Below are 24,343 nucleotides of genomic sequence, written 5' to 3'. Positions count from 1 at the left end.
TGGAAATAACACGACCGGCTCTCTACGCCCCGACCGGGCCAGCGTCAACCGCGTCCCATCACAGCCACCGATTGCGCGCATCACCACTTGTCATGGCCCCAGGCACACTTTGTCGATGCGCGCCGCCACGCTGGACGCTAGACAGAGCCCATGCAAAATCCTGCCGCGCCCGCCTGGACCCCCGACCACTTTTTCGCCGGCGCCCGCGCTTGCATTCCCGTCGCCATTTCGGTGGCCGCCTATGGCGTGGTCTGGGGGGTGCTGGCCAAGCAGGCGGGCTTGAGCCTCCTTGAAGTGGTACTGATGAGCGGCCTGGTGTTTGCCGGCTCGGCCCAATTTGTGGCGCTCGACCTGTGGACCGCCACCCCCTCCACCCTGCCCATCGGCCCGATCATCCTCGCCACGCTGATCGTCAACCTGCGCTACCTGCTATTGACCGCGACCATGCGGCCACTGGTGCGCCCCGGCACCGAACAGCGCAGCGCCGCCGCCATGTGGCTGCTCAGCGACGAAAACTGGGCCATGACGGTGGGCGAAATGGCCAAGGGCCGTGGCTCCATCGCCTTCCTCGTCGGCGGCGGCGTCACCGTCTGGTGCGCCTGGATGGTCGCCACCGTGTTCGGGCGCCTCATCGGCTCCGCCATCGACGACCCCACCAAATACGGCCTCGATTTTGCCTTCACCGCCACGTTCCTCGCGCTGCTGCTCGGCATGTGGAAGGGCAAGGCCGATCTGCTGCCCTGGCTGGTGGCGGCGCTGGTCGCCATCATCTCGGCGCGGCTAATTCCGGGCAGCTGGTACATCCCGGCTGGCGGCATTGCGGGCAGCCTGGCCGGCGCGATTGCGGAAAGGCGGCGCGGCTATGCTCACTAGTCCCGAAGCCTTGCTCGCCATCGCCGGCATGCTGGCGGTCACCTTCGCCATCAAGGCCAGCGGCCTGCTGCTGGCCAACCGCCTGCCCCAGACCGGCTTCATCGCTGCCTGGCTGCGCCATATTCCCGGCGCCGTGCTGGCCTCGCTGATCGCGCCGGCAATAGCCACCGGCGGCCCCGCCGAAGCCTTGGCCGCAGCCGCCACGGCTCTGGTCTTCATCATTACCCGCAACCTGTTCGCCGCCATGGCGACGGGTGTCCTCGCGGTATTCCTGCTCCGCATGGCGCTGGGCGCCTGAGGGAACATCACCTGTCCTTGACCGTTCCCCTCACAAGGCCCACCTCTTAGGTCCTGGGTTTGCGGAGCGACATCATGAAAACCATTACCGCATTGTTCGACGACTATGCCGACGCCGCCAAGGCCGTGCGCGAGCTTGAGGCCGCCCGTTTTGGCAGCGACGATGTATCCCTCATGGTCAGCACCTATGAGGACGCCGTTGGCGAGACCGTTGCCGATGACGGCATTTCCGCCGAAGGCGCGGGCACCGGCGCCGGTATCGGCGCGCTGCTGGGCGGCGCCGGCGGGCTGCTGGCAGGACTTGGTGCCCTCGCCATTCCCGGCATCGGACCGGTCATCGCCGCCGGATGGCTGGTCACCACCGCCGTGGGCGCGGTTGCGGGCGCCGCCGTGGGCGGGGCCACCGGCAGTGTCATCGGCGGCCTCACCAGTTCGGGCATTCACGAACAGGACGCCCACGTGTTTGCCGAGGGCGTGCGTCGCGGCGGTAGCGTGGTATCGGTGCGCACTGAAGAGAACCGGGAAAGCGAAGTGCAGGCCATTTTTGCCGCCTCCAACCAGGTCGACATCGCCGAGCGCCGAGCCCGCTATGAGCAGGAAGGCTGGCAATATTTCGACCCCGATGCCGCCCCCTTCGAGCCCGACGAGATTCGCAAGCGCCGCGGCCTCGACAATCAGCCCGGTCCCGTCTGACGCGATAAATTCTGCGTCGTCTCCCTGTTGCGGCGCGGCTTTGCCTGCGCTATGCAACCACTCGTGCCCTCCTGGCGGAATGGTAGACGCGTCTGACTCAAAATCAGATATCGCAAGGTGTGCCGGTTCGAGTCCGGCGGAGGGCACCACTCCACCCAAATAGTTCCACCAAAACTTTGTGATGGCGCCAGCGCGATAACGCGCGCCGTTAACCTTGTTCGTTACCCCGGTGTTAATTTTCGCATTGCATTTTGGCGCCGAAGTACACGCCGAGGTAATCATGATGCGCAAACTCGTTCTGGCCCTAACCAGCACAGCCCTGCTGACCGCCACCGCCCACGCCGCCGATCTCGGCTGGAATGGCAATTCGTCGCCGGTCAACACCATGTATAGCGGCTCTTCCGCCTTCCAGTGGTCCGGCTTCTACGCCGGCGTGAACGGCGGCTACGGTTTTGGCACGCTCAGCCGCGAGCCCAGCGCCGGCGGCGTTGTCACCGAGAACAACACCAATGGCTGGGGCTTGGGTGCCCAGGCCGGCTACAATGCCGATATGGGTGGCTTCGTGCTCGGCGGCGAAGCCGACCTGCAATGGTCATCGATTAGCCACAGCGAGGACCTGGGCGCAGCGGGCACCCTCAAGGCCAGCGTCGACGGCTTTGGCACCGTGCGCGCCCGCGCCGGCATGGCCTTCGACCGCGTCATGCCCTATGTCACCGGCGGCGTCGCCTTTGGCAACAGCACCGTAAGCCTGACCGACCCGGCCAATGTGGTCACCTCCCAGACCAATACCCATCTGGGCTGGACCATCGGCGCGGGCCTCGAAGCCGCGGCGACCGACAACATCACCATCAAGGCCGAATATCTCTATGTTGATCTCGGGGCCAAGAGCTACACCACCGCGCCCGGCGGCAATATCGACGCCACCCAACGCTTCGGCCTGATCCGCGCCGGCATCAACTACAAGTTCTAGGAATAAGCTGCGGCGGCAGTGTTGTTGTAGGCGAGTGAATCCTCTTATCCAAGTAAAGTGAAAAAGCACTATCCGATTGCCATAAAATTGAACGATATCAATTGGCTACGAGGCGTTCATGGATCGAGTAAATGATTCTATCCAAGTTGGAGAAAGAGCCAATTCAACGTGCGATGGGCCTCAATAAACCATGCCCGCAGGAGGGCAAACGAACCACGGCCCTCGAGAGGACCGCTGCAGGTTCGCCGATAGGCCCCGCCAGTATCATTGGCGGGGCTTTCCCTTTGCCCCCAAGACAGCTGCCAGGCTATTGCAACGTGTTAATGCGCCCTACTCTAACGGCTAAAAAGGGGCCGGAAGGGGTGTGTCCGCTGTTGGCCCAGCCCCGATGGAAAGCAGCCATTGCGCGGAAGCCTTGCCGATGGCTCATCTGGGGCCGGTAGCGGTCTGTCCGCTATTGGCGTCGAAACGCGGATAGCGGTTGTTCACTTCGATGGGTCTCCGGCCGAATGGCATGCGCAATGATTGCCCATCAGCAAACGGCACCACCGATCATCCGGCCAACAGATCACTGGAATGATTGCAACGCAGTCGCCATCGCAGTCAGCGCCCATTGCAGGTCCATCTCGCTCACGGTCATTGGCGGCGAGAAGCCCAGCGCCTCATTGCCCTTGGTCGTGGTGGAAATCCCATGATCGAGCAGCGTCTGGAGCAATCGATCTTCGCTGACGTCGGCCAAGGCATGCTTGTTGAGTTCGATGGCGAGGAGGAGGCCCTTGCCGCGGACGGAGCGGATGACGGGGTGGCTCTTGGCGAGTTCAGCCACGCGGCTCCGCACGATCTGCTCCAACGCAGCAGCGCGGGCGGGCAGCTGGTCGCGCAGAATAATCTTGAGGCAGGTTAGCGCCGCTCGCGTCGTCAGAGGGTTTTTCTCGTGGGTATAGTGTCCCAACGCAAGATCCGGAGCGATATCGAAACGTGCGTCGGCCAGCACCGCAGCGATGGGCAGCATACCGCCGCCAAGTGCCTTGCCGAGGACCACCATATCGGGCTGGATTTCAAAATGCTCGAAGGCGAAGAACCTGCCGGTCTTGCCCAAGCCCGAAGGAATTTCATCAAAGATCAGCGACGTGCCTGCCGCATCGCAGAGCCGGCGGATTTCCGGCCACAGCTCCTGCGGCGGCACGTGGCAATTGGACCGCATCGGTTCGGCCACGATCGCCGCGACGCCGCCGGGTGTCTGCTTCAAGGCGCGTGCGACATCTTCGATCATCGCAGCCGCGCCGTGCTTCCAGTAGGGGCGGACGTGCACGCGATCGGGCAGAAAACTGCCCAGCCGCGGGTCGGTGATAGCGCGCGAAAGCCCGAACGCGCCAAAGCCATGACCGTGGTAGGAGCCCTCCAGCGAGATAATCGCGCTGCGGCCGGTGGCCACGCGCGCCAGTTTCATTGCCAGTTCAATGGCATCCGAGCCGCCGGTGGTGAATAGTGCCTTTGCGCGTCCGACCGGCCATTGCGCCACCAGGAGTTCGGCGAGTTCGGTCGCCGGCTCGTTGGTGTAGCGGCGAGGCGAGAAAGTCAGTTCGTCCAGTTGTGCCTTGAGCGCGGCGATCAATTCGGGATTTGCATGTCCGATATGATGGGCCGTGTTGCCATGCAGGTCGAGGTAGCGCCTGCCATCCATGTCCTCGATCCAGCTTCCCGAGACATGGCGCAAGGCCGAGAAGCAGGGGCTGGACCCATCCTGGTGAAAGAAGACCTCGGCATCGCGGTCGACCAGGGTGGGGCTCAGTTCCATCGTGTCCGTTTCCGTCATTAGAATGCAGCTCCCGCGCCGACGACGCTCAGTTGCTGGTCAGATCGAGAGACCGCGCCACCCATGCCATGGGCCCGCCTTGTGCTCCGTTCGACCCACACCACTACGCCCATTGCCAATGCGGACACGACAAGAAGGCCAACGCTCTTGGCGGCGGCATAGCCGTAGCTTGACGAGCTTGCTGCATTGAAGATGGCAACGGAGGCCAGGTCCGAATTGCCGCTGACCAGGAAGATGATGGAAGACAGCGTGGTCAGCCCATCGATGAAAACGTAGAGCACGCCCAACAGGGCAGCGATGCGCAACATGGGGATGGTGACCTCCCAAAACCGGCGCACCATGCCTGCGCCCAAGCTTTCGGCCGCTTCATCCACCGATTGGTCGATGCGCTGCAAGGCTGCGCGGGCTGCAAGGACCCCGACATAGAGATTGCCGAACATGATGTTGATGACGATGATCGCCTCTGTGCCGGTCAACGACAGTTGCTTGATCCCGAACGGCGCGTTGAAGGCGATTACATAGCCAACGCCGAATATGATGCCGGGCAAGATTGCCGGGATCAGTGCCTGAAAGGCAATGGCATCGCCAAGCGCCGCAGGACGCAAGCGTTCGGCCACGTAGCCGATGGCCAAGGCCAGCAGTCCGCCGATCGGCGCGGCGATTGCCGCAACGCGAACGCTGTTCCAGACCTCGGACAGGCCGCCATCGCGAGAACCATAGCCGGTGCCCTCCATGCCGGCGGCAAGTCCCTCTGGGGTAAAATATGCCAGCGTGAAGGTCCAATCGACGCCCCAGATACGGGTGATCGAGCCCAGGATCATCACCAGATAGATCGCCACGATGAGGAGACAGAAAAACCCCGCCAACCCGTTCAACGCCACTCTGACCGCCATTGGTTGCTTATGTTCGGCGGGAGTGCCGGCATCGTTGCTGACGTAGCGCTTGCGCCGTCCGAACTGCTCGAGACCGAGGTAGAGCATCAAGGATGGCACGATCAGCCACAGACAAATGGCCGAGGCCAGCGGGGTGTTCTGAAAGCCGGTGATCTCGTTGTAGATCACGCCTGCCAGCACTGGGGTATCGCGGCCCAGGATCATGGGATTGCCGAAATCAGTAAGGCTCTGGATGAAGACCAGCACGACGGCCCGCTTCAGTCCGGGCCAGCTCAAGGGCAGGGTAATATTGCGGAACAGCGCCAGACGTCCCGCGCCAAGCATCAGCGCCGCCTCCTCGAGGCGCCCGTCCTGGCGGCGCATCGCGTTGTCCAGCACGATAAGCGTCGTCGGCAGGAACGACAGGGTTTGGGCGATAATGATGCCCAACGGTCCATAGACGTTGAAGGTGTCGGCATCGCTGATGCCCAGGGTTTGCTCGAACAGGCTATAGGTTATGAGGCCCCGTCGTCCAAATAGCATGGTGGTTGCCGTGGCAACCAGGATTGGCGGTGCGACCAGTGGCAAGAGCAGAATATTGCGCGTGAGCGTCGGGTTGGCGATGCCACCGCGGTTAAGGCCATAGACTATGGCGTACGCGATGCTGACCGTCGTCAGCACGGCGATCAGCGCCAGGGTCACGCTGTTGACAGCGGCCTTGCGAAGATAGGAATCAGCGACCACCGCCAGGTAGTTGGCAAAGCCGTAGCGCTCGTCGGTGGCGGCGCGTAGCCGGTTGAAATCCGCAGGCGGCATCTGGGCTTTGACGGCAAAGGCCAAGGCGATGCGCTTGTGCAGCATGATATGAGCGACGGGAAAGGCATCTTCCACTGCCTGGCGTTCGCCAGCGGGCAGCGCCAGCATCGCGGTTTCGATCGCGGCCGCCTGATGCTCGAAAGGGTCCTTCGTGTTCCAGGACGGCTCCAGTCCGGCTAGCTCATAGGCTACAGCGGAGGCTTCGACGCGCTCCGACAAGGTCGACGCCGCCACCCACCTGTCGATCGATTCTTGGCGCTGGTCCTCTGGCAGCAAGGCCAGCGCTTCCTGCGTCAAAGCCGCCAGCCGCCAATGCGGCAACGGCCCGCTATTGTCGAAGCTCTTGATGAGCACAAGCCCGACCGGCACTGCAATGAAGACCAGCAACAAGAGTGCGACTAGGGTCGCGGCGATGCCGCCAGGCAACTTGCGCACGAGCGGATTCATGGTGTGCTGCCCTGATCCAGCGGGACCACATGGGCATGGTCGGGTCGCACGAACACGCGGCCGTTGGGTAGCGGGTTCGTCGAGGGTTCTTCGACCAGCAGATAAAGGCCATTGTCGCACTGTACCGTGAGCCGGCGCGTGGCGCCGAGGAAGGTGGTCGCGGTGACCGTACCGGCCATAGCCCCGCTTCGCTCCAGCGGCTCGATCATGAGATGCTCGGGGCGCACCAAGATCGTCATAAGATCACCGGTCCGGTTGCCCGCCATCGCCATCGGCCACACAACGTCATTGATACGCAGGCCACCTGGTTCGACCGTGCCGACCAGCAGGTTGGACGTGCCGATGAATTCGGCGACGAAACGCGAGCGTGGTCGATGATAAATCTCGCCCGGCGGCCCTATCTGCTCGATGCGGCCGCCGCGCATGACCGCAACGCGATCCGAAAGCGCCAGGGCCTCTTCCTGGTCATGGGTTACGTACAGCGCCGTCATCCCCAGCCGATCGACCAAACCACGCAGTTCCGTGCGCAACTTGGCGCGAATGCGTGCATCGAGCGCCGACATCGGCTCGTCGAGCAACAGGATTTCCGGTTCGGCGGCAAGCGCACGCGCCAATGCCACGCGTTGTTGTTGCCCGCCGCTGAGTTCGTGCGGATAACGGTCGAGCAGGCGATCGATCTCCACCAGGGCCGCCAGTTGCTCAACGCGATGCTTGACCTCGGCGCGCGGCTTGCGCGCCATGCGGGGCGCAAAGGCGATATTCTGAGCTGCGGTCTTGGTGGGAAACAGGGCGTAGGATTGAAACACGAACCCCATGCGCCGTCCTGCGGGAGGCGCGTGGGTGACATCAACATCCTGCCGCCAGATGCGCCCGCGGTCGGGCGCGGTGAAGCCGGCGATCATGCGCAGCAGCGTGGTCTTGCCGCATCCGGAATCGCCTAGCAGCGTCACGAATTCGCCTTGGGCAATGCTGAGGTCCACCGCATCGACGGCGCGGACATCCCCGAAGCTCTTGCTAAGCGTCTCGACGCGAAGATGCGGACCACCCTGTTGGGTGATCCGCGCTTCGGTCTTGTTTTTGGTCTGCCCGAGCATCAGTTGTTGACGAACTTCTCGGCCCATTCCTTACGGAAGGCCTCGATGTCGACAGGGCGGCGCATGGTCCAGGTCGTCACATCGTCAAGGTTGACCAGGCCGAAGCCTGGCACCGCGGTGGCTCCAACCAGACCGCCCAAGACCTTGGCAGCATCCTTGCTGGCCATCCAGTCGAGGAAGATCTTGGCTTCTGCGGGATGTGGCGCACCAGCAACCAGGCCGCCGCCTTCGCTGGTATTGGGCGTGATGCGGCCGAAGACCACGTCGACCGGACGACCCGAGGACTGAGTGGCGTAGCAGGTGGTGTCGTAGGACAGGCCGATGGTGACTTCACCGGTACCGGCAAGCTGCGCGCCACCCGAGCCGCCGTCGGAATACTGGTAAACGTTTTCGTTCAGGTTCTCGACGAAGGGCCAGCCAAAGGCATCTACGAAGGTGGAGAGGATCGTGCTGCCGGTGCCAGACTGCATGGGCGAAGGCATGGCGATTTCATTCTTGTAGACCGGCTTGATGAGGTCTTCCCAAGTCGTCGGCATGGGCAGGCCCTTATCGGCCAGACGGTCGCGATTGACCACCATGCACATGGTGGTGGCGAAATAGCGGGTGTAGAAGGCGTCCGGATCGCGGAAGTCATCGCGGATGTCGGTGCCGCCCGGTGCATAAGGTTCAAAAACGCCGGCATTCTTGAGTTGCTCGAGGGCCACGTTATTGACCAGGTAGATGACGTCGGCCTGTGGATTGCCCATTTCGGCAATGGCGCGCTCGGCGATCGGCCCGGTGGAGCCGGACACGACCTGTAGCTTGATCTCGGGATGCTTGGCGCTGAACGCGGCGGTCAATGCCGCCCCAACGTCTTCGGACGCATCGTAGACCACCAGGTCTTGAGCGTGGGCACTGGCGGCCATCAGCAGGCCGATCGCGGCCGCCGTGGTGAAAAGAACTTGGCGCATCACTGTCTCCTTGTAATTGTCCGGTGCGGCTATTGCCGGCGGCGTTGCACAACCGTTATAAGTTTCTTGTATGCAGACCATGTTCGATTTAAGTGAAACTTATGTGACGGTGAAGCCGGAATGAACCTAGCCCAACTGCGCGCCTTCCACGCCGTGGCCAAACACGGCACTTTCTCGGCCGCAGCTCATGTGCTGAACATCAGTCAACCCGCCGTTACGCAAAACGTGCGGGCACTGGAAGAAGCGATGGGGAGCCGCCTGTTCCATCGCCGCGGTACCGGTATCGAACTAACCGCCGATGGCGATGACCTTTTGCCGCATGTGCACCAGATCATAAAGGGTCTGGAGGATGTCTCGGCGCGGCTCGAAAACGGCAAACATCTGCGCACTGGCCATTTGGCGATCGGCCTTTGCGGTCCCCATGTGGCAATGCCGCTGATCCGACACTTCCGTTCTGCCCATCCGGGAATTCGCATCGATACGCGCATGCACAATAGCAGCCTGTTGCTGGAACTCGTCGCGCAGTTGCGTGTCGACTTGGCCGTTGTCACTCTCACGGCTCCAGTCAACGATCTGGTTTGCCATCTGCTGGCCGATCAGGAAGTACTGCTGCTGGTGCCTGCGGTGCACGATTGGGCCGAACGCGCCGAGATCGATATCGCCGAACTCCAAGGCCAGGCTTTCGTCACCCGCGAGCAAGGCTCGATGACGCAGCGGATTTTCGAGAAAGCCCTAGAGGAGAGGGGAGTTGGCATTCAGACCGAACTGGTCCTGTCGAGCCGAGAAGCCGTCAAGGAGGCCGTAGCGGCTGGCCTGGGCCTTGGGGTGGTACTCGACAAGGAGCTCGGCCACGACACCCGGCTCGTCGGCGTCAAGCTAACTGGCGCTGACCTGTACGCCGCCGAATACCTGATCGTCCACCCTGAGGTCAGCGAACTGGGCGCCGTTCGCGAATTTATTGCCTCGTCCCTACAGCTGATCGTCAAATAGCGGTTCGTCCAGCAATTGCAGCTTTCTGGAAGAGATCGCCTCGATTTGAACGGCTGGTATGGGGCGCAAGGCCGATCGGCCGCTCCCGACCCCATATCGAACCTTAAATACCGAGATGGTCGAACCCGAAAGCTGCCGGTGGCAGGTGCACGATACGGATAACGACCGGGGTGGACAGGTCTTTCTGTTGTTGTAGGTGTGAAACCCGTTTGGGTGACAAGAAGAAAACCTCTCCACCGATCGCGCAATTATGCCCATGCCATCAAGATAGCAGCTGGCGAACAGCGCGAAGGCTATAACCGCTCCATACTTCATGCGCTACTGCCCTGACCTAAGGGCCGTTTCGAACAGTGCCGAAGCTGCAACACTGGACCATAAGGGGACTGCTAAGACGAAATTTCCGAGAAATTGGTCGGCCCCGCCGAATTTGGGAAGTCTGCGCAATTGCTCGTCGTCAATCTCAGCCAGTATCCCATCAGAGAGCTTCACAGTGTCAATGAATCGGAACGGCCTATCGAGTAACGCCCCTTCCTCTGGAGCGCGTGCTCCGGGCACTTTCCGGGCGAGCTGCAGTTCAGCCAAGAAACGAACGGCCGACATTATGTGCTCCTCACGCTCTCGCCAATCCAACGCGGATAGAACTTGTTCCAATAGCGGAGCGAGATTCGCTGCGCACGGCAACCGGGAGAAGGCGGTTCCAAACCACTTTGGATACGGAGCGTATTGGCGCTCCAGCAGCATGGCGAGCCGCATCATGTTTTGCGACATTCTGGCAGCAATGACCCGAGAGCCTAGCTCGTCCCCGGCCTCGGCCGTGCGGCCCACATATGCTCGCTCTTCGGCAATGCGGTTCCACTGAGCCGCAATCTTATAGAGCCAAACGTCTCGCGGGAAATATTGAAGCGCCCGGCGAACTGTAGAGAGCTCGCCTAAGTCATCGCGGAACACAGCACCGGCGGTAACAATCAGGAAGAGATGCTCTGGGTAGGACAGCCAACCCAGGTGCGAGAGCCTACTGTCGAAGTCAGGTCCAAGAAATCTGTCTCGCCACGCAGCCAACGTGTAGAGCTCGGCGCCGTGGTCCGAACCCAGGATGTCCCCGGCCTCGCCTTTTTGGGGACGAGTAGCCGTGGGATAATGGACAGTGAACCCGTCGAAACTCAACGGCATTGAGCTGTCCAGTACCTTCATGACCGCACGAGCTGTCTCGGGAAAAGCGCTCGGCGGCAGGAAGATTTGGACACACGGTCCATAGTCATGATCGGCAGACATTTTGGTATCGTAACCAAGCACCTCCGAGCCCAGCCCAATTCTGGCGGCAGCATAAGGAAGTGCCGGGAAGGCTCGCTCCAGCGTTGGTGCGATGACCTGCTCGTAGAACCGCTGCGAAAGCTTAAGTCCCATTCCGCTCTGCATCTCAACCCCCAAATGCTCGCAGCCGCGCAGAAGGTCTTATGTCCGACCAATTAGACCACTGAAACCCGTTACTCCGCAGGAGAATAGCTCAGGCAGTCTTCGGCGGCATCCTGCTTTCAATATCCGGCTTTTGGAAGCGGTCAGTCTGGAAACCACGCCAGTTCAGAAGACCAAGGAGCCACTACCGTGGCACCCGAGGATATGGTTCAGGCGGGGTGCCGCAACGTAAGGCAAACGGCTTTGACCTGCGGCATGATCTCGGTCGCACCTTGTCCAACCGTTTGAAATCCCAGTTTCCGATAGAAGTTCACTGCCTGGTGGCTGGACTGCACCACGCGAACTTCGACGGATTGTTCCCCGGCAGCTTCCCGGACGCTTCGGTAGAGTAAAGTGCCAGCACCGAAACGCTGATGTCGTGGCATGACGTACATGCCCCAAAGGTAGACCACGGACCGACCGACAGAATGGATAGCGGTCCCCACGACTTCGTCTCCATCCAGAAGGCACAAACCTGCTGCGCCTACCTGCGGAAAAAGGCTTGCGGTTCCGTGGCGATCCAGATCGTCAAGCATAGCTTCCACGGCATGGGCACCGAGGGTGGCAGCGTATGTCGCTGGCCACGTTTCCCGCCAAACCGCGATCAGGTTTGGCGCGTCGTCCCGAGTGGCTGTCCTTACGTGAAACATTCAGCAGTTAATCCCCCAAAATAATAGCTGATGTCCGCTTTACCCATTATCTTGCCCAAAATCCGACAGCCAAGAAACCAACCTGCAGGTGCCGGTCGGCTCCCGACCCCATTCCGGCCGTTCAACCTACCTTCGCGAACTCCCAAAAGCAGACGTCGGCGCCCGGCCCAGCGAACGACAACATCGGGGTGGAAAGAGACTGGCAGCCTCTGGAAAGCCTTCGAGAAAGGCAGACATCGGTTAGCGAATTCGGGGGGGCGGAACGAACGTCTACGAGATCGCAGTCTGCAGGGATACCGGCCGCAGTCGCACCTTGGCGTGATGGAGACGCTACCCGTCTTGCCGGCCGCAAAGATATCGTTCGTGAAAGAGGCGGTGCGGGACGTCGTGCTCGCAGCGGACGCGGACAACCGCGTGGCCAAAGCGACCGTTGAGCCCAGCCGAAGAGCCGATTCCACAGCTTTCGCTTGCCGATGGCAGCGCGAGCATCACGTCGAGCCGCAACGTGACCCTGCATAGGTGACGAACTCCGAGCCGCTGAAGCGCTCGCCGACTTTCTCGCATCGATCAAGGGAAAAATCTAGGCGATCCCTCCGGCGAAATTCAGGTTTCTGGTCACGCTCGCGCTGCTCTTGAGCGGCAGCGCGAGCTATCTTCGATGATGAAAGGGTAGCCGAAAGGCGCCGCCTAGGCGTCGAGTGGCAGGTGTCATGATGTCGGCGATCGCTAGAACTGCATGGCCCAGGTGGCCTTGAGTGCGTGCGTTTGCGTGGTCTGGCCGAGTTGGCCGTCATAAGACAGGTCGAGATTGGTGCTGGAATTGACGTCCAGCGCTAGTCCGGCGCTGAGGACAGCCAGATCAGTGGCCACAGGCGCACCGGTGACCGAGAATGCCGGTCCGCTCGCGAGCGAACTGACGCTGTCGGGATCGCTGGCGAAGGCATGTCGCCAACCCAGTGATGCCTTAGCCGTCAGCAGCATGTCCCCGCCAACCACGAAGCCGTGGTCGAAGCCAACACCCAGCGTGGCAAACGTGGCGTCTATCACCTGCGCTGCCCGGCTCAAGGATGCAGCTCCCCCCGCCTCGATGAAGCCGTCGCTCGCATAGCGCACGTGCGACAGTCCAGCATAGGGCCTCAGCGACACGGCGCCGAAATCGAATTCATGGGACAGTTCGGCAAACGCTTGAGCCGTGCCAGCCAGGTAATTGCCGGTTAGAGTATCGGAGAACCCCGGAAAGGCCACGGTTCGAGCCGATTTGGTGTCTTGCAGCGTATAGGTCCCGCCGAGCGAGAGTTGCGTTGCGCCCCATTGCGTACTGGCATAAGCGCCTGCGCCGTAGTCGGTGCTGTTGACGGACGAATTTAGGGACGGCACCGAACTGGAGGTAGCACCCAGTTGCAGCATGGCGCCAGCCCGCCAGTCGGCCAGCATGCCGTCGGTTCCTGCGACGAGGCCCCCTGTCTGAGCACTGAGCGGTGCAGCGTCCGCGGAACTGCTGGCCGTGGCACCATAAATCTGGCCCCACACACTCCTGTTGCCCTGTGTATCGCCAAGCGGAGGAATGTCCCCCGCATAGCCGGAAACGGCGTCGCCGCTGTCACCCAGCGCCCCGAATGCCTGGTCGATCCGCGACTGCATCACCCCCTGGATCATGTTGGCGCTTTGGATCGATGCACTCCCCGCCGACGCATAGGCCTCGCCCGAGAGTTGATCAAACGCGTCCTGAGCCTCCGCCGGCGTAAGCCAGAGTAGGGCATCGTAGACTGCATTGCCCGCGCCTAGCGCCTCAACAGCCGCGCCGGCGCTGCGCTGGTTGGCGCTGGTGCCTGTGCTGGCGAAGCCAACGTTGTTGCGCAGCACGGTGACATAGGCGTTGGTCGCGTCGTAACTGAGATGAGGCGTGAGGAAAACGAGGTCGGTGCTGACATCGTCAAAACTGCCGGTGATGCTGCCGGCCGTGAGGGCGGTATAGCTACCCACGCTGCCATGGGCACCCGTAGCGGCGGCCACGCGCAGGGTGCCGCCAAGGCTGGCATTGCCCGCAACCACAATTCGGTCGCTGCCGCCATTGCCGTCGACATCGACCGCAATAGTCGAACCCGTGCCGAAACTGGCGGTGCCCACGCTCAATGTCTGCGCGGCACCCCCGCCGCGCAGGTCGAGTGTGCCGGTATTGGTCAGCGCAGTAATGCCCGACAGCGCTCCAGTCACCTGCAGCAGCCCGCTATTGTTGAACGCGCCATTGATGATGCCTTGCGCATTGACCGTGCCAGCGCTGGCGAAGTTGCCCGTCCAGGTGCCGTTCGAGGTGATGGCACCCGCGTTGGACAGGACATTGCCATTCCAGCTGCTGCCGGCAGCATTCTCGATCGAGCCCGCATTGGTCTGAACATCGCCGGTCCAGGTCGAGTTGCCGGTGGCAACGCCGTTCAGTGTTCCCGCCCCGTTGACGATGCCGCCGTTGTTGGCCAGCACGTTGCCGTTCCACCGCCCGCCGCGATTGTCCACGGTGCCGCTGTTGTCCTGCACCGCTCCCGTCCAAACTGCGTCGGCGTTCGCATTGATCAGCAGACCGGTATTGCCACGATTGGGAACGTTGCCGGTATCCGCAGAGGTCACCGTTCCAGCCGCGACGACTGCTCCGTTCCAGGTCTTTTCGTTGATGACGACGAAGGAATTGCCGACGATATCGCCGGTCCACAGGCCGCGATTCTCTATTATCCCGTCATTGCCGAACACGCTGCCGGCCCAGACTGCCGGGGCGTCGTTCTTGATGTAGCCGTAGCGGCTATTGCCAAGCACGTTGCCATGCCAATCGCCGCCGCCGCCATTGAAAATCATGCTGGCATTGCCGACGACATCGCCGATCCAGTAGCCGATGCCGATCTCGCCGTACCGATTGTCGTTCCAGATCTGGCCATTGTTGGACAACACGTCGCCTGTCCAGGTGCCACCTTGGTTGAAGATCCAGGCGTAATTCTTCTCGATATCGCCGGTCCAATGGGCCGTGTAGTCGTTGTAGATGATCTTGCCGAAGTTGAGGCCCGAGTCCACGCCTTGGACGCCGTTGCTCTTGACGGTGCCAGTCCATACGCCATTGTTGCTGATGGCGGCCGAATTGCTCACCACTGTGCCGGTCCAGGTCGAGCCGACGCTATTGTTGATCGTGCCAGCGTTGGTCAGGACATTGCCGACCCATGCGCCCGGCGTGTTGTTGTTGATCAGGCCGGTATTGCTCGCGACATTGGCATTGTAAGCTTGGTTGTTCGCAAAAGTCCCGTTGTTGTCGAGGTCGTCGTGCACGGTACCATCATTAATCAGCGTACCGTTGTTGATGATGTGCTTGGGCAGGCGGATGGTCAGTGTCGCGCCCTTGGCGATGTAGAGCATCGCATCCCTGGCGATGACCGCTGTCTCGAACGACGCCTCATTGGTCGAGGTGCCAGTGCCAATATTGAGCCGGCCGGCGTCGAGCCAAAGGTCGCCCAGATCGATTGCGCCACTGAGTGTCGCCGTGGCGGCACCGGCCTTGATCAGATCGCCTTCGACGCCGGTCATCGCGCCGGTAAACAGCGTATCGACATTGGTCGTCAGTTGCAGTGCCGCGTCCGCGGCGATGCTGACCGCCGCTGCGTCGGGCAATGCATGGTCGACAACCTCAAGCACGCCTGCGTTGACGCTCACGGCGCCGGTAAAATCATTGGTACCATTGGTCAACACAACCCGCGAGGCACCCGACTTGACGAGGTTGCCGCCGCCACTGAGCTGGCCATCGACAATGGCTGTACCGCTGGTGGGCGCTAGATTGAACAGGTCCGACGCGGTAATGCTGCCGCCGGTCGACGTCGCGTGTGCACCGGTGAGATTGTAGGTCTGGGCGCTGACGGTGCCGGAGAACGCTCCGCCTGAATGGGTAAAGATCGGCACGGTGACATTGCGGTTCAAAGTGCCGCCCGACTGAAGCAGCGTATTGGCAATGGCGACGTTCTGGAATCCGTCCCCGGTGCCGCCCGCCAATTCGTAGGTGTTGGTATTGACAGTCCCGACAATGGTGCCGCCCGACTGGGTATACTTGTCGACGGCAAGCGTGCTGTTCATCGTGCCGCCGGACTGGATGTAGTTGGCCGCACCGGTGATCTCGGCCTCCATGCTACCACCCGATTGAGTGATCGTCGCGTCGCCGTCGCCGCGGAGTTCGCCCTGCGCAACGCCGTTTCCAGACAAGGCGAATAGATCGGCAAACTCGACGGACCCGCCCACGGAGCCGCCCGACAGTTCATAGGCATCGGCAACGACCACGCCGCCCATCGTCCCGCCCGACTGGCTGTAGGTCGCGATGCCGGTAGAGTGGTCGCTGGACTCGTTGTAAACGTGGCCATCCATGGTGCCGCCGGACTGCGTCATCACCGCGTCGCGCGTTCCGACCAGGTCCATCCATTCGACCGTGGTATCGTCGCCCGAGAGGGCAAACAGTTCGGTGAAATCGACCCGCCCTGCCAGGCTGCCGCCTGACACGCTATAGATGCCTGTGGCAACGTTCCCGCCCATCGTCCCGCCAGACTGGGTATAGGCGGCGATCCCGTCGACCGAGCCGCTCATTGTGCCGCCGGACTGAATCATTGCGGCGCTGCCATCGCCATGCACACTTCCCTCGAGGGAGCCATTGCCGCTGAGCGTGTAAAGCGTGTCCAGATTGACCGTGCCCTTCATAGCGCCACCGCTCTGCTGGTAGATCGGCGTTGTGATGCTTACGGTGCCAGCGACTGTCCCGCCGGATTGCGAAACCGTGCCACCGGAAGCGATATTGACTTCGCCCTGGCCAGACAGCGTGCCGCCGGTAATGTTGAGCAGTCGAGAGACATTGGTGATACCGGGCGGGCCGTTCAAAAATATCGGCGCTAGTCCTCCCGCACTCTGCTTGTAGGTTCCGCCGCTCAGGTTGAACGTCGAAACGTTGACAACGCCATAGTGACCTATCGCGGTATTGCCGCCGCTATGGTTTAGCGTATCAATTGCCATCTCCGTTCCCATCGAGCCATTGCCCGAAGAGATCGTCGCGGTGTCTCCGGCCGTTGGAGCCCGCACGGCAGTCACCCCATGGGACAGCCATCTGGTGGCATCGTCCCACTCATTTACGTCTTTCGTACCCGGCAGGCCCGCCCAGGTGAAATCCTCCGCGACGACCGCGCTCGCGCTGGCCAGCAGCGCTGCCGTAGCCACGCCAAGCGACAGCGAGAACAGCGGGTTTTGGCGGCGTGCAGCCACACCACCACAGCTAGCGCGAGCCGCGGTCGATCGATCTATATTGAGCATTTCCAGAGGGTACCGCGTCGGCGTCACGCACATTGCGAAACGATTCGTTAACAGACGCTAGGCGGTCTATTTGCACAATGTAAGAGCTACCTGCGTGTCCCCCACGAAAAGCTCCTAGAGTACCTGTTCCACACTGAAGGCTTGCCCTTGGCTGAACGCCCTATATCGCCCCTTTGGACGGCGTAACCTGCCAGGCAGCTATCAGCCCCAAGATGCAAGTTGCGTAATGTCCGCTTTTCCGACGGGCCCACCAAAAGCCGTCAGTTGGCCTTACACCCTCAAAATGCCAGTCAGTAGCCGACCCCATTCAGTCATTGGAACTCGAAACGCTCAATGCTGGAACTAGACATTCCCGGTGCCATTGAGGAGATGTCAGCATGACATCAATATCGAGAGTTTTTACAGGAGTGGTCCCTCTCATGTGCGCAGGCGCTGCGGAGGGCGACGCAGGCTTGGTCGAGGTCCGCCAACAGCAGTCGGCCTTTACGCGGGCCAAGGATGCCTATCCTGCCCTTGCTCACGTCTACGAAAATATGGTCAAGTTTAGCCAACGCCCAAACGTGTTAGCCTAAAGCTTCGCTGTAAATTATTGGGGCCTGCTGGATACTATCCTAAACCTTGAGGTCTTTATCCAGCCATAGGGAGAAGCCGCCTTTGAAGGCGTTGGCGTTGTCGCCACGGCGCGCTTTTGGCGGGAGCTTTTTCAGCTCCGTGACATTGCCGCCTCCGATCATCACGTAGTCGGGCTCGAGAGCCACTGTCAGTTGTTCCACTGCTGCGAAAACGTGCTTCTCCCACTTGGCGTGGCCGCGTTTCAGCAGCCCGGCTTCGCCCAGATAATCCTCGAAGGTTCGACCGCTGCGGTATGGCAGGTGCGCCAGTTCCATCGGCTGGACGACGTTGTCAACGATCATCGCGGCACCCAGGCCCGTGCCAAGCCCCAGAAACAGCATCCGCCCGCCTTCGTAGCTGCCGATGGCCTGCATCAGCGCGTCGTTGACGATGCGAATGGGCTTGCCGAAGCGCTTGGCAAAGTCGAAGCCGATCCAGCCCGGAGCCAGATTGTGCGGTTCGGCGAGTATGCGGTTGTGAATGACTGGACCTGGATAGCCCATGGCGATGACGTCGTACTGCATGCCCTCCGACAGCTTTTCGACGGCGTCGGCCATGGCTAGGGCGTCCATGCCCGGCCCGGAATCGGCTTTGCGCTCGCCGCCGCCAGCGCTGCTCATGATCTTGACGTGCGAGCCGCCGATATCGATGGCGAGGACGATTTTAGCTTCGTCATCCATGGTTCAGTTCCTAAGGTTGTGGATCGACCCAGCCGCCGGGCGGGGCAAAGTCCTTCATGGAATCGGCCGGTCCCCAAGTGCCAGGGGCGTAGGGGGCGGGCTGGTCTGTGAGGTCAAGGACGGGGTCGAACACGCGCCAGGCGAGCTCCGCAGCGTCTTGCCGGGTGAACAACTGCCGCCTGCCGTTCATGGCGTCGCCGATCAGCCTTTCATAAGGAATCATGTCGTCGGTCGTGTCGTCGACAGCATCGAGTTCTACATTCTCGCCTGTCATCTCGCCGCCGGGGGCCTTGCGGCGCGCGCCGATGCCGATGCCGACCTGCGGACCGACGCGGAAGCGGACATAATTGGCGTCGCTCGTGGGCACATCGTCGAACAAAGCGACAGGTGGCCGACGGAAGCGCACGACGACTTCGGTGGCGCGCACGGGAAGGTTCTTGCCGGCGCGGATATAGAAGGGCACGTCCTTCCAGCGCCAGGTGTCGACGAACAGCCGCACGGCTGCGAAGGTCTCGACAGTCGATCCTGGCGCCACGCCCGGCTCGTCGCGGTAGCCCTTGAACTGACCGCGGACCAGATTTCTCCGGGTGAGCGGGCGAATGGCCTTGAGAATCTGCACCTTTTCGTCGCTAAGATCGTCGGACTCGCTGCTGACTGGTGGTTCCATGGCGAGCAGCAGCAGCACTTGCACCAGATGGTTCTGGATTACGTCGCGGATACATCCCACCTCGTCGTAGAATTTGCCGCGCCCGGTTATGCCAAAATCCTCGGCCATGGTGATCTGCACGCTTTCGACATGGGTGCGATTCCATACCGGTTCGAGAAACGCGTTCGCGAAACGGAAATAGATCAGGTTCTGGACGGCCTCCTTGCCCAGGAAATGATCGATGCGAAAGACCATGTCTTCTTCGAACACCGCACGCAGGACGCCGTTCAGCGCCTTGGCCGACGCCAGGTCGCGGCCGAACGGCTTTTCCACCATCAAGCGCGCCGTCTCGGCAATCCCGACCGCCTTGAGCGCATCGATCACCGTACCAAAAAGGCTCGGCGGAATGGCGAGATAGTAGAGAGGGCGGCTTGCCTTGCCGAGTGTTTCGCGCAGCGTGGCGAAGGTGGCCGCGCTTTTGTAGTCGCCGCTGACATAGCGCAACAGGGCCTTGAGCCTGACGAAAATCGCTTCATCGATGGTGCCAAACTGCTTGGCGATGCCGTCTCGTGCCCGCTCTGCCAGGCGCTCGACGTCCCAATCATCCAGCGCCACGCCAATGACCGGCTCGCTCAGATGGCCGCGCCGTACCATTTGGTACAACGATGGGAAAATCATCTTGTGCGCCAGGTCACCGGTGGCGCCGAACACCACCAACGCGTCGGATCGCTTGACGGCCATGATCACTTCCCTTCAGGTTTTTCGGTGTGGCCACCAAATGAATAGCGCATGGCGGACAGCAGCTTGTTGGCGAACTCATCGTTATCGCGCGAGGCGAACCGGCCAAATAGCGCCGAGGACAGGACAGGCGCCGGCACACCGGTTTCCACGGCGGCCCGCAACGTCCAGCGGCCTTCGCCGGAATCCGAAACCCGGCCGCCGAATCTGGACAGCTCGGGGTCCTGTTTCAAGGCCGTGGCCGTCAAATCGAGCAGCCAGGACCCGATGACGCTGCCGTGGCGCCATACTTCGGTGACAGCCGCCAGATCCAGATCGAAGCGGTAATATTGCGGGTCGTGCAGCGGCGCGGTTTCGGCGTCCGCTTCGCGCGTCTCATTGCCCGCATCGGCGGCCTTCAGAATATTGAGCCCCTCCGCATAAGCAGCCATCATGCCATATTCGATGCCATTATGGACCATCTTGACGAAGTGGCCGGCGCCAGTGGGGCCGCAATGCAGATAGCCTTGTCCGGCAGTTTGCGCGGTTCCAGGGACGGCGCCGGCACCATCCGCGCCGGGCGCCAGCGCGGCAAAGATCGGGTCTAGCCGTTCCACCGCGGCCTTGGAACCGCCGATCATCTGGCTATAGCCGCGATCCAGCCCCCAGACGCCGCCACTGGTGCCGACATCGACGAAGGCGATATCGCGCGGGCCAAGCTCTGCACCGAGATCGACGGCATCACGGTAGTAGGAATTGCCGCCATCGATGAGAATGTCGCCAGCGCTCATCTGCCCAGCCAGTTCGCGCGCGATACGCCCGGTAATGGCGGCCGGCAGCATCAGCCAGACCGCGCGGGGCAGGGTCAGCTTGCCCATAAGCTCGGCATAGCTGGCCGCTCCGATGGCGCCCTCGGCCACCAGAGCCGCCACGCTTTGCGGATTGACGTCATAGACCACGCATTGATGCCCCGCCTTCATCAGCCGCCGCACCATATTGGCGCCCATGCGACCCAGCCCGACCATTCCCAGTTGCATTGGCAACTCCTGTTCTATTTGGCGATGACGTGGACCTCAAAGTCGGTGTTTTCCCAGCGCTGTCCATCGCGCCACTGGAATGTGAACACCACAGCGCCGCCCGGCGCGAGCAAGCTCGTGTCGAGATCCAGCACGTGGCTGCCAAAGCGCGTCTCGCTGGTCGGCGTGTCCGTTGCGCTGCTCCAGCCATCGAGGCTCCAATGCGCAATGGCGGGTTCGGCCACGATCAGCCGGAGCATCTTGCCTTGGGGGATGTGGGATAGCTGGTTGTTGAAGCGCCAGATACGCAGTGTCGAGGGCGTCTTGCGCGTCACATAGCGGGCCACAGTCTGCGGCGGCATGTCGAACACGGCCCCGTCGGCCAGCGAGCGCAGCAGCTTGATATGCTCGGCATGCGCCCAGACCAGCGGCATGGCGCTGCCCGTGGGGCGGCCCCAGAACAGTTCGCGCTCCGGCACGTCGGCCGCATCCCAGCTCTGTTCGGGCAGCAGCCCTTCGACGCTTGCCGAAGCTTCGAGCGTCGCAAGCAGCTTTTCGGCAGCTTCAGGGCGGCCCGCCGCGAGTTCGTAATGCGCCCGCTCCCCCGCCAGCAGCGGCCAGGCGCGGCCCTGGCCAATGCCATCGAAGGGGCTGCCGTCAGGATTTTCGCCATAGCCATCGCCCGTGTAGCGATACCAGAGCGGGCCCTGCGGCAACTCCACCCGCAAGGTGCGGTCGATGACTTTGATCGTATCCAAGATACGCGGATCGTCCGGAGCGCGCAGGCCGAAGCGCACAAGCGCCAGTGCATCGGGGCTCAGCACGTCGCGCGTTGGGAGCCTGGATTTGTCGGTGATCTGGTTGCGGATCGGCGTTTGCCCCTCGTTGGCGCCCGCCACGTCGGTAATGTCATTGCCGCTGATGCGCACATAGTAGCCCGCGACACCGGCAGCGGCGCAAATGTCGGGGTCACCGGCATAGGTCCAATCCTCGATCTGCTCGTTCCAGCAATCGGCCGTTTCGCGCAGATGCTGGCTAGCCGCAGCGTCACCGCTTTGTTCGAGCAAGTCGGCCGCTGCGAGCAATGCTGCGACCTCGACAGCAAGCGTGAACGGGCTATAGCCGCCGTCTTCTTCCCAGCGATCCTGATTGGTCGCTGGTCCATTGGCGACAATATAGCCTGCGGCGCGCCGGATCATTGGGATGAAGCGATCGAGCAATTTGCCGGTCAGATGATCGCGACGATGCAAGAGGTCCGCCAACAGGATCGGAAAGGCGCATTCATCCATTTGCACGCCCGACCAGTATGGCCGACCGTCCAGCCACAGGTTTTGCGGCCAGCGTCCGGACACCAGTTGTACTTCGCGCAGATATTGCAGGATGGCCAGCGCTTCCCGGTCATCGCCGGCTGCCAAAAATCCTCCTGCGGTCTCAACCAGATCGCGCGGCCAAACCAGATGATACCCCCCCAGGTCGTCATCGCCTTTGCTCGCCCCCCAGGGAATGGACAGGCTTGCCACTACCGCACCTGGCCGGTCGGCCGCACGATGGGTCGCCAGCACGGCGGTGGACACGCGATAAGCCTTGCCGCCCCGCTGCCGGTCCAGCGGTTGCAGGCTCTCCTGCCACGCCTGCCAATTGGCTGAGTAGGCCTGCAAGGCGGCGTCAAATCCATCGCGCAGGCTGGCCAGTACATGCGAGCCTGCTTCGGTTTCAGACTGGCCGAAGCCAAGCGCCAGCACGGCAGTATTTTTGCCCTCGGAAAAGCCGATCTCGCCGATCAGGGCCACATTGCCATCGTCGGCGCGCTGATATTGCGGATCAATCACGCCGTTATTGGACAATTGATGATAGCCGTCCGATTGCCCGACATAGCCGGCTGAGCGCGTCCGCCACGGCAGGGAACATCCCAGCGCGAGATAGCGTGAGCGACCGCTGGCGAAAAGCAAGGGCACGTCGCGCTGTTCGCCGATCCAGGCACAATTGTTCATTCCGGCATTCACCAGATGCGGCGCCAGCAGCGCATAGACGAGATAGTCGGACAGCTTGCCCACCAGCGGGGTGAAGGTGATGCGCTGCAGCACACTGGCGCGGGCAGGATCGGAAATGACTTGCTTGTCGATGCGATAGCGGCCGTCATTGGATGTGTTGACCAGTTGAAAGGCCGGAACTCCAACTTCGAGTTGGCTCGTTACTGTGGTACAGTCGCGCTTTTCTTCGGAGAAGTACCCGTCAGGGCCAGTGATCAGCAGGCCGTGATCGCGGATGCAGGCGTTGTCGCAGCGGGGGTAGTAAACCTCGTTGAGAATGCCATGGCTCAAGGTGAACCACACCGGCGAGCTTGCAGATAATGCGGTTCCAACCCCACTCTTGGCGCTAGATGTCCAACGAGCCGGAATGCCGGGGGCGCCAGCGGCAAAATCGATAAGCGTGGCCAATTCGTGATCCGTTCGCAAGCGTGGCTCTAACAGAAGGTACCGCATTGTGGCGGTTCTCGGTCAAACGGTTTCGGACGCAGTTTCAGATCGCGCGGGCCGCTCCCAAATGGCGATGCAGACGGCGGTCGGCAACGCATTGAACGCACCGCTCCAAATTCGCTTCGGCCAACACTGGTTGGTGTATTTTGAAGGTTCAGGCGCCCTTGTCGGCGCTCATAGACCGTAGGGTACGCTACCCATCTCTTGATCACCATGGCGACGAGGGCAGCGAGCCGCCTCAGACGATCTGCCTTTTCCCAGTCGCGCGGAGGCAGCGAAGCGTTTTGGTCTCACGAAGAGTCAGGTGACGCAGCTCGTTGCGACAGGGGTGGAGATGGGGTTCCTGTCCATTCAGAACGGCACAACACATCCACCGACGCGCTCCGCGAAGGCCATTCTGAATGGGTCGGGGTGGCGCTCGCTTTCCTGCGCCATCATCTGCAGCCGGACGCTGTCACCCGTAGTCCGGCGCGAACGGGCGCATCCTGTTTGCGGCATTGTGGCCTTCGGGAGCGCCGCGTCATGATCACGGTGGCCGGATCAAAAACGCGCCTAAACTCAGATCCGTATCGTCGCATCGCCGTTTTCCCGCTAAGGCGAATGTGTTGGTGAGCAATGCACGGTTGGGTGGCCACACCTCTCCGGGTCTGGGGTCTATATATGCGCTTTCTGGGTTTGGTTTCTGCGGTCTTGATGACAATCGCAATGACTTCATCAGCATATTCCCAAAGCTTCGTTATCGAAGACAGCCAGACCGTCACCACCACCAAAACCATGGCGGGGGCGTCCGAAGTCGGCATCGTCAAGGCCGGCGGTGCGATCAAGACGACCGCGGGCGGGGTCCAGGCAATCGTTGCCAATGGGCCTTATGCAACGATCGTTAATTCCGGCCTGGTTTCCACATCGACCTTTAACACATGAGCCATTCGCGCTCTGGGCGCAGGAACCAAGATTACGAA

General features: G+C 61.7%; 17 protein-coding genes and 1 tRNA gene. 7 read left to right on the top strand and 11 right to left on the bottom strand.

What is annotated here, in order from left to right; genetic code table 11:
* Positions 1 to 150: 150 nt before the first annotated feature.
* The 5 genes from ABIB57_RS15895 (at position 151) to ABIB57_RS15875 (ending at position 2,833) form a co-directional block, all read left to right on the top strand.
* Positions 151 to 873, top strand: coding sequence for an AzlC family ABC transporter permease (locus tag ABIB57_RS15895; RefSeq protein ID WP_354042085.1), 723 nt, complete (start codon positions 151 to 153; stop codon positions 871 to 873).
* Complete coding sequence (locus ABIB57_RS15890; protein WP_354042083.1) at positions 863 to 1,171, top strand: AzlD family protein; 309 nt, start codon at positions 863 to 865, stop codon at positions 1,169 to 1,171. Before ABIB57_RS15895 ends, ABIB57_RS15890 begins: the two co-directional genes overlap by 11 nt.
* Positions 1,172 to 1,245: 74 nt before the next feature.
* A complete protein-coding gene (locus tag ABIB57_RS15885; RefSeq protein WP_354042082.1) occupies positions 1,246 to 1,863 on the top strand; it encodes a hypothetical protein in 618 nt (205 codons plus the stop codon).
* Between the two features lie 65 nt (positions 1,864 to 1,928).
* A tRNA-Leu gene (locus ABIB57_RS15880) sits at positions 1,929 to 2,012 on the top strand.
* Between the two features lie 131 nt (positions 2,013 to 2,143).
* Positions 2,144 to 2,833, top strand: a complete 690-nt coding sequence (locus tag ABIB57_RS15875; protein ID WP_354042081.1) for an outer membrane protein — start codon at positions 2,144 to 2,146, stop codon at positions 2,831 to 2,833.
* A 568-nt stretch (positions 2,834 to 3,401) separates the two neighbouring features.
* Here ABIB57_RS15875 and ABIB57_RS15870 read toward each other — a convergent pair.
* From ABIB57_RS15870 to ABIB57_RS15855, 4 genes are read right to left on the bottom strand one after another with little or no spacing between them, the layout of a single operon-like run.
* Positions 3,402 to 4,649: an aminotransferase class III-fold pyridoxal phosphate-dependent enzyme gene (locus tag ABIB57_RS15870; RefSeq protein ID WP_354042080.1), complete on the bottom strand. Its 1,248-nt coding sequence runs from the start codon at positions 4,647 to 4,649 to the stop codon at positions 3,402 to 3,404.
* Positions 4,649 to 6,784, bottom strand: coding sequence for an ABC transporter permease (locus tag ABIB57_RS15865; protein ID WP_354042079.1), 2,136 nt, complete (start codon positions 6,782 to 6,784; stop codon positions 4,649 to 4,651). Before ABIB57_RS15865 ends, ABIB57_RS15870 begins: the two co-directional genes overlap by 1 nt.
* Entirely contained in the window at positions 6,781 to 7,878 is a 1,098-nt protein-coding gene (locus ABIB57_RS15860; protein ID WP_354042078.1) for an ABC transporter ATP-binding protein, read from the bottom strand. The genes ABIB57_RS15865 and ABIB57_RS15860 overlap by 4 nt, the downstream gene beginning before the upstream one ends.
* On the bottom strand, positions 7,878 to 8,828 hold the full coding sequence (locus tag ABIB57_RS15855; RefSeq protein WP_354042077.1) for an extracellular solute-binding protein: 951 nt from the start codon (positions 8,826 to 8,828) through the stop codon (positions 7,878 to 7,880). The genes ABIB57_RS15860 and ABIB57_RS15855 overlap by 1 nt, the downstream gene beginning before the upstream one ends.
* 120 nt (positions 8,829 to 8,948) lie before the next feature.
* Here ABIB57_RS15855 and ABIB57_RS15850 point away from each other — a divergent pair, with 120 nt between their 5' ends.
* On the top strand, positions 8,949 to 9,818 hold the full coding sequence (locus ABIB57_RS15850) for a LysR substrate-binding domain-containing protein (RefSeq protein WP_354042076.1): 870 nt from the start codon (positions 8,949 to 8,951) through the stop codon (positions 9,816 to 9,818).
* Positions 9,819 to 10,136: 318 nt separating this feature from the next.
* Here the strand turns inward: ABIB57_RS15850 and ABIB57_RS15845 are convergent, their stop codons facing one another.
* From ABIB57_RS15845 to ABIB57_RS15815, 7 genes are all read right to left on the bottom strand, one after another.
* Positions 10,137 to 11,234, bottom strand: coding sequence for a DUF4037 domain-containing protein (locus ABIB57_RS15845; RefSeq protein WP_354042075.1), 1,098 nt, complete (start codon positions 11,232 to 11,234; stop codon positions 10,137 to 10,139).
* A 206-nt stretch (positions 11,235 to 11,440) separates the two neighbouring features.
* Positions 11,441 to 11,920 carry a GNAT family N-acetyltransferase gene (locus ABIB57_RS15840; protein ID WP_354042074.1) on the bottom strand — a complete coding sequence of 160 codons (480 nt, stop codon included), beginning with the start codon at positions 11,918 to 11,920 and terminating at the stop codon, positions 11,441 to 11,443.
* Positions 11,921 to 12,646: 726 nt separating this feature from the next.
* A complete protein-coding gene (locus tag ABIB57_RS15835; RefSeq protein WP_354042073.1) occupies positions 12,647 to 17,188 on the bottom strand; it encodes an autotransporter domain-containing protein in 4,542 nt (1,513 codons plus the stop codon).
* A 659-nt stretch (positions 17,189 to 17,847) separates the two neighbouring features.
* A complete protein-coding gene (locus ABIB57_RS15830; protein ID WP_354042072.1) occupies positions 17,848 to 18,528 on the bottom strand; it encodes an ROK family protein in 681 nt (226 codons plus the stop codon).
* Between the two features lie 10 nt (positions 18,529 to 18,538).
* The gene (gene zwf / locus ABIB57_RS15825; RefSeq protein ID WP_354042071.1) at positions 18,539 to 19,915 is read right to left on the bottom strand and encodes a glucose-6-phosphate dehydrogenase; all 1,377 of its coding nucleotides are present in this window, start codon (positions 19,913 to 19,915) and stop codon (positions 18,539 to 18,541) included.
* A 2-nt stretch (positions 19,916 to 19,917) separates the two neighbouring features.
* On the bottom strand, positions 19,918 to 20,928 hold the full coding sequence (gene gnd / locus ABIB57_RS15820; RefSeq protein WP_354042070.1) for a phosphogluconate dehydrogenase (NAD(+)-dependent, decarboxylating): 1,011 nt from the start codon (positions 20,926 to 20,928) through the stop codon (positions 19,918 to 19,920).
* Positions 20,929 to 20,942: 14 nt separating this feature from the next.
* On the bottom strand, positions 20,943 to 23,345 hold the full coding sequence (locus ABIB57_RS15815) for a glucan 1,4-alpha-glucosidase (RefSeq protein ID WP_354042069.1): 2,403 nt from the start codon (positions 23,343 to 23,345) through the stop codon (positions 20,943 to 20,945).
* Between the two features lie 744 nt (positions 23,346 to 24,089).
* On the opposite strand from ABIB57_RS15815, the gene ABIB57_RS15810 reads away from it, so the two are divergent.
* Positions 24,090 to 24,305 carry a hypothetical protein gene (locus ABIB57_RS15810; protein ID WP_354042068.1) on the top strand — a complete coding sequence of 72 codons (216 nt, stop codon included), beginning with the start codon at positions 24,090 to 24,092 and terminating at the stop codon, positions 24,303 to 24,305.
* Positions 24,306 to 24,343: the final 38 nt, after the last annotated feature.

The organism is Devosia sp. UYZn731, assembly GCF_040546795.1.
Classification (GTDB): domain Bacteria; phylum Pseudomonadota; class Alphaproteobacteria; order Rhizobiales; family Devosiaceae; genus Devosia.
Note: the sequence above shows the minus strand (reverse complement) of the source record. Positions and strands in the feature narration are given on the sequence as shown.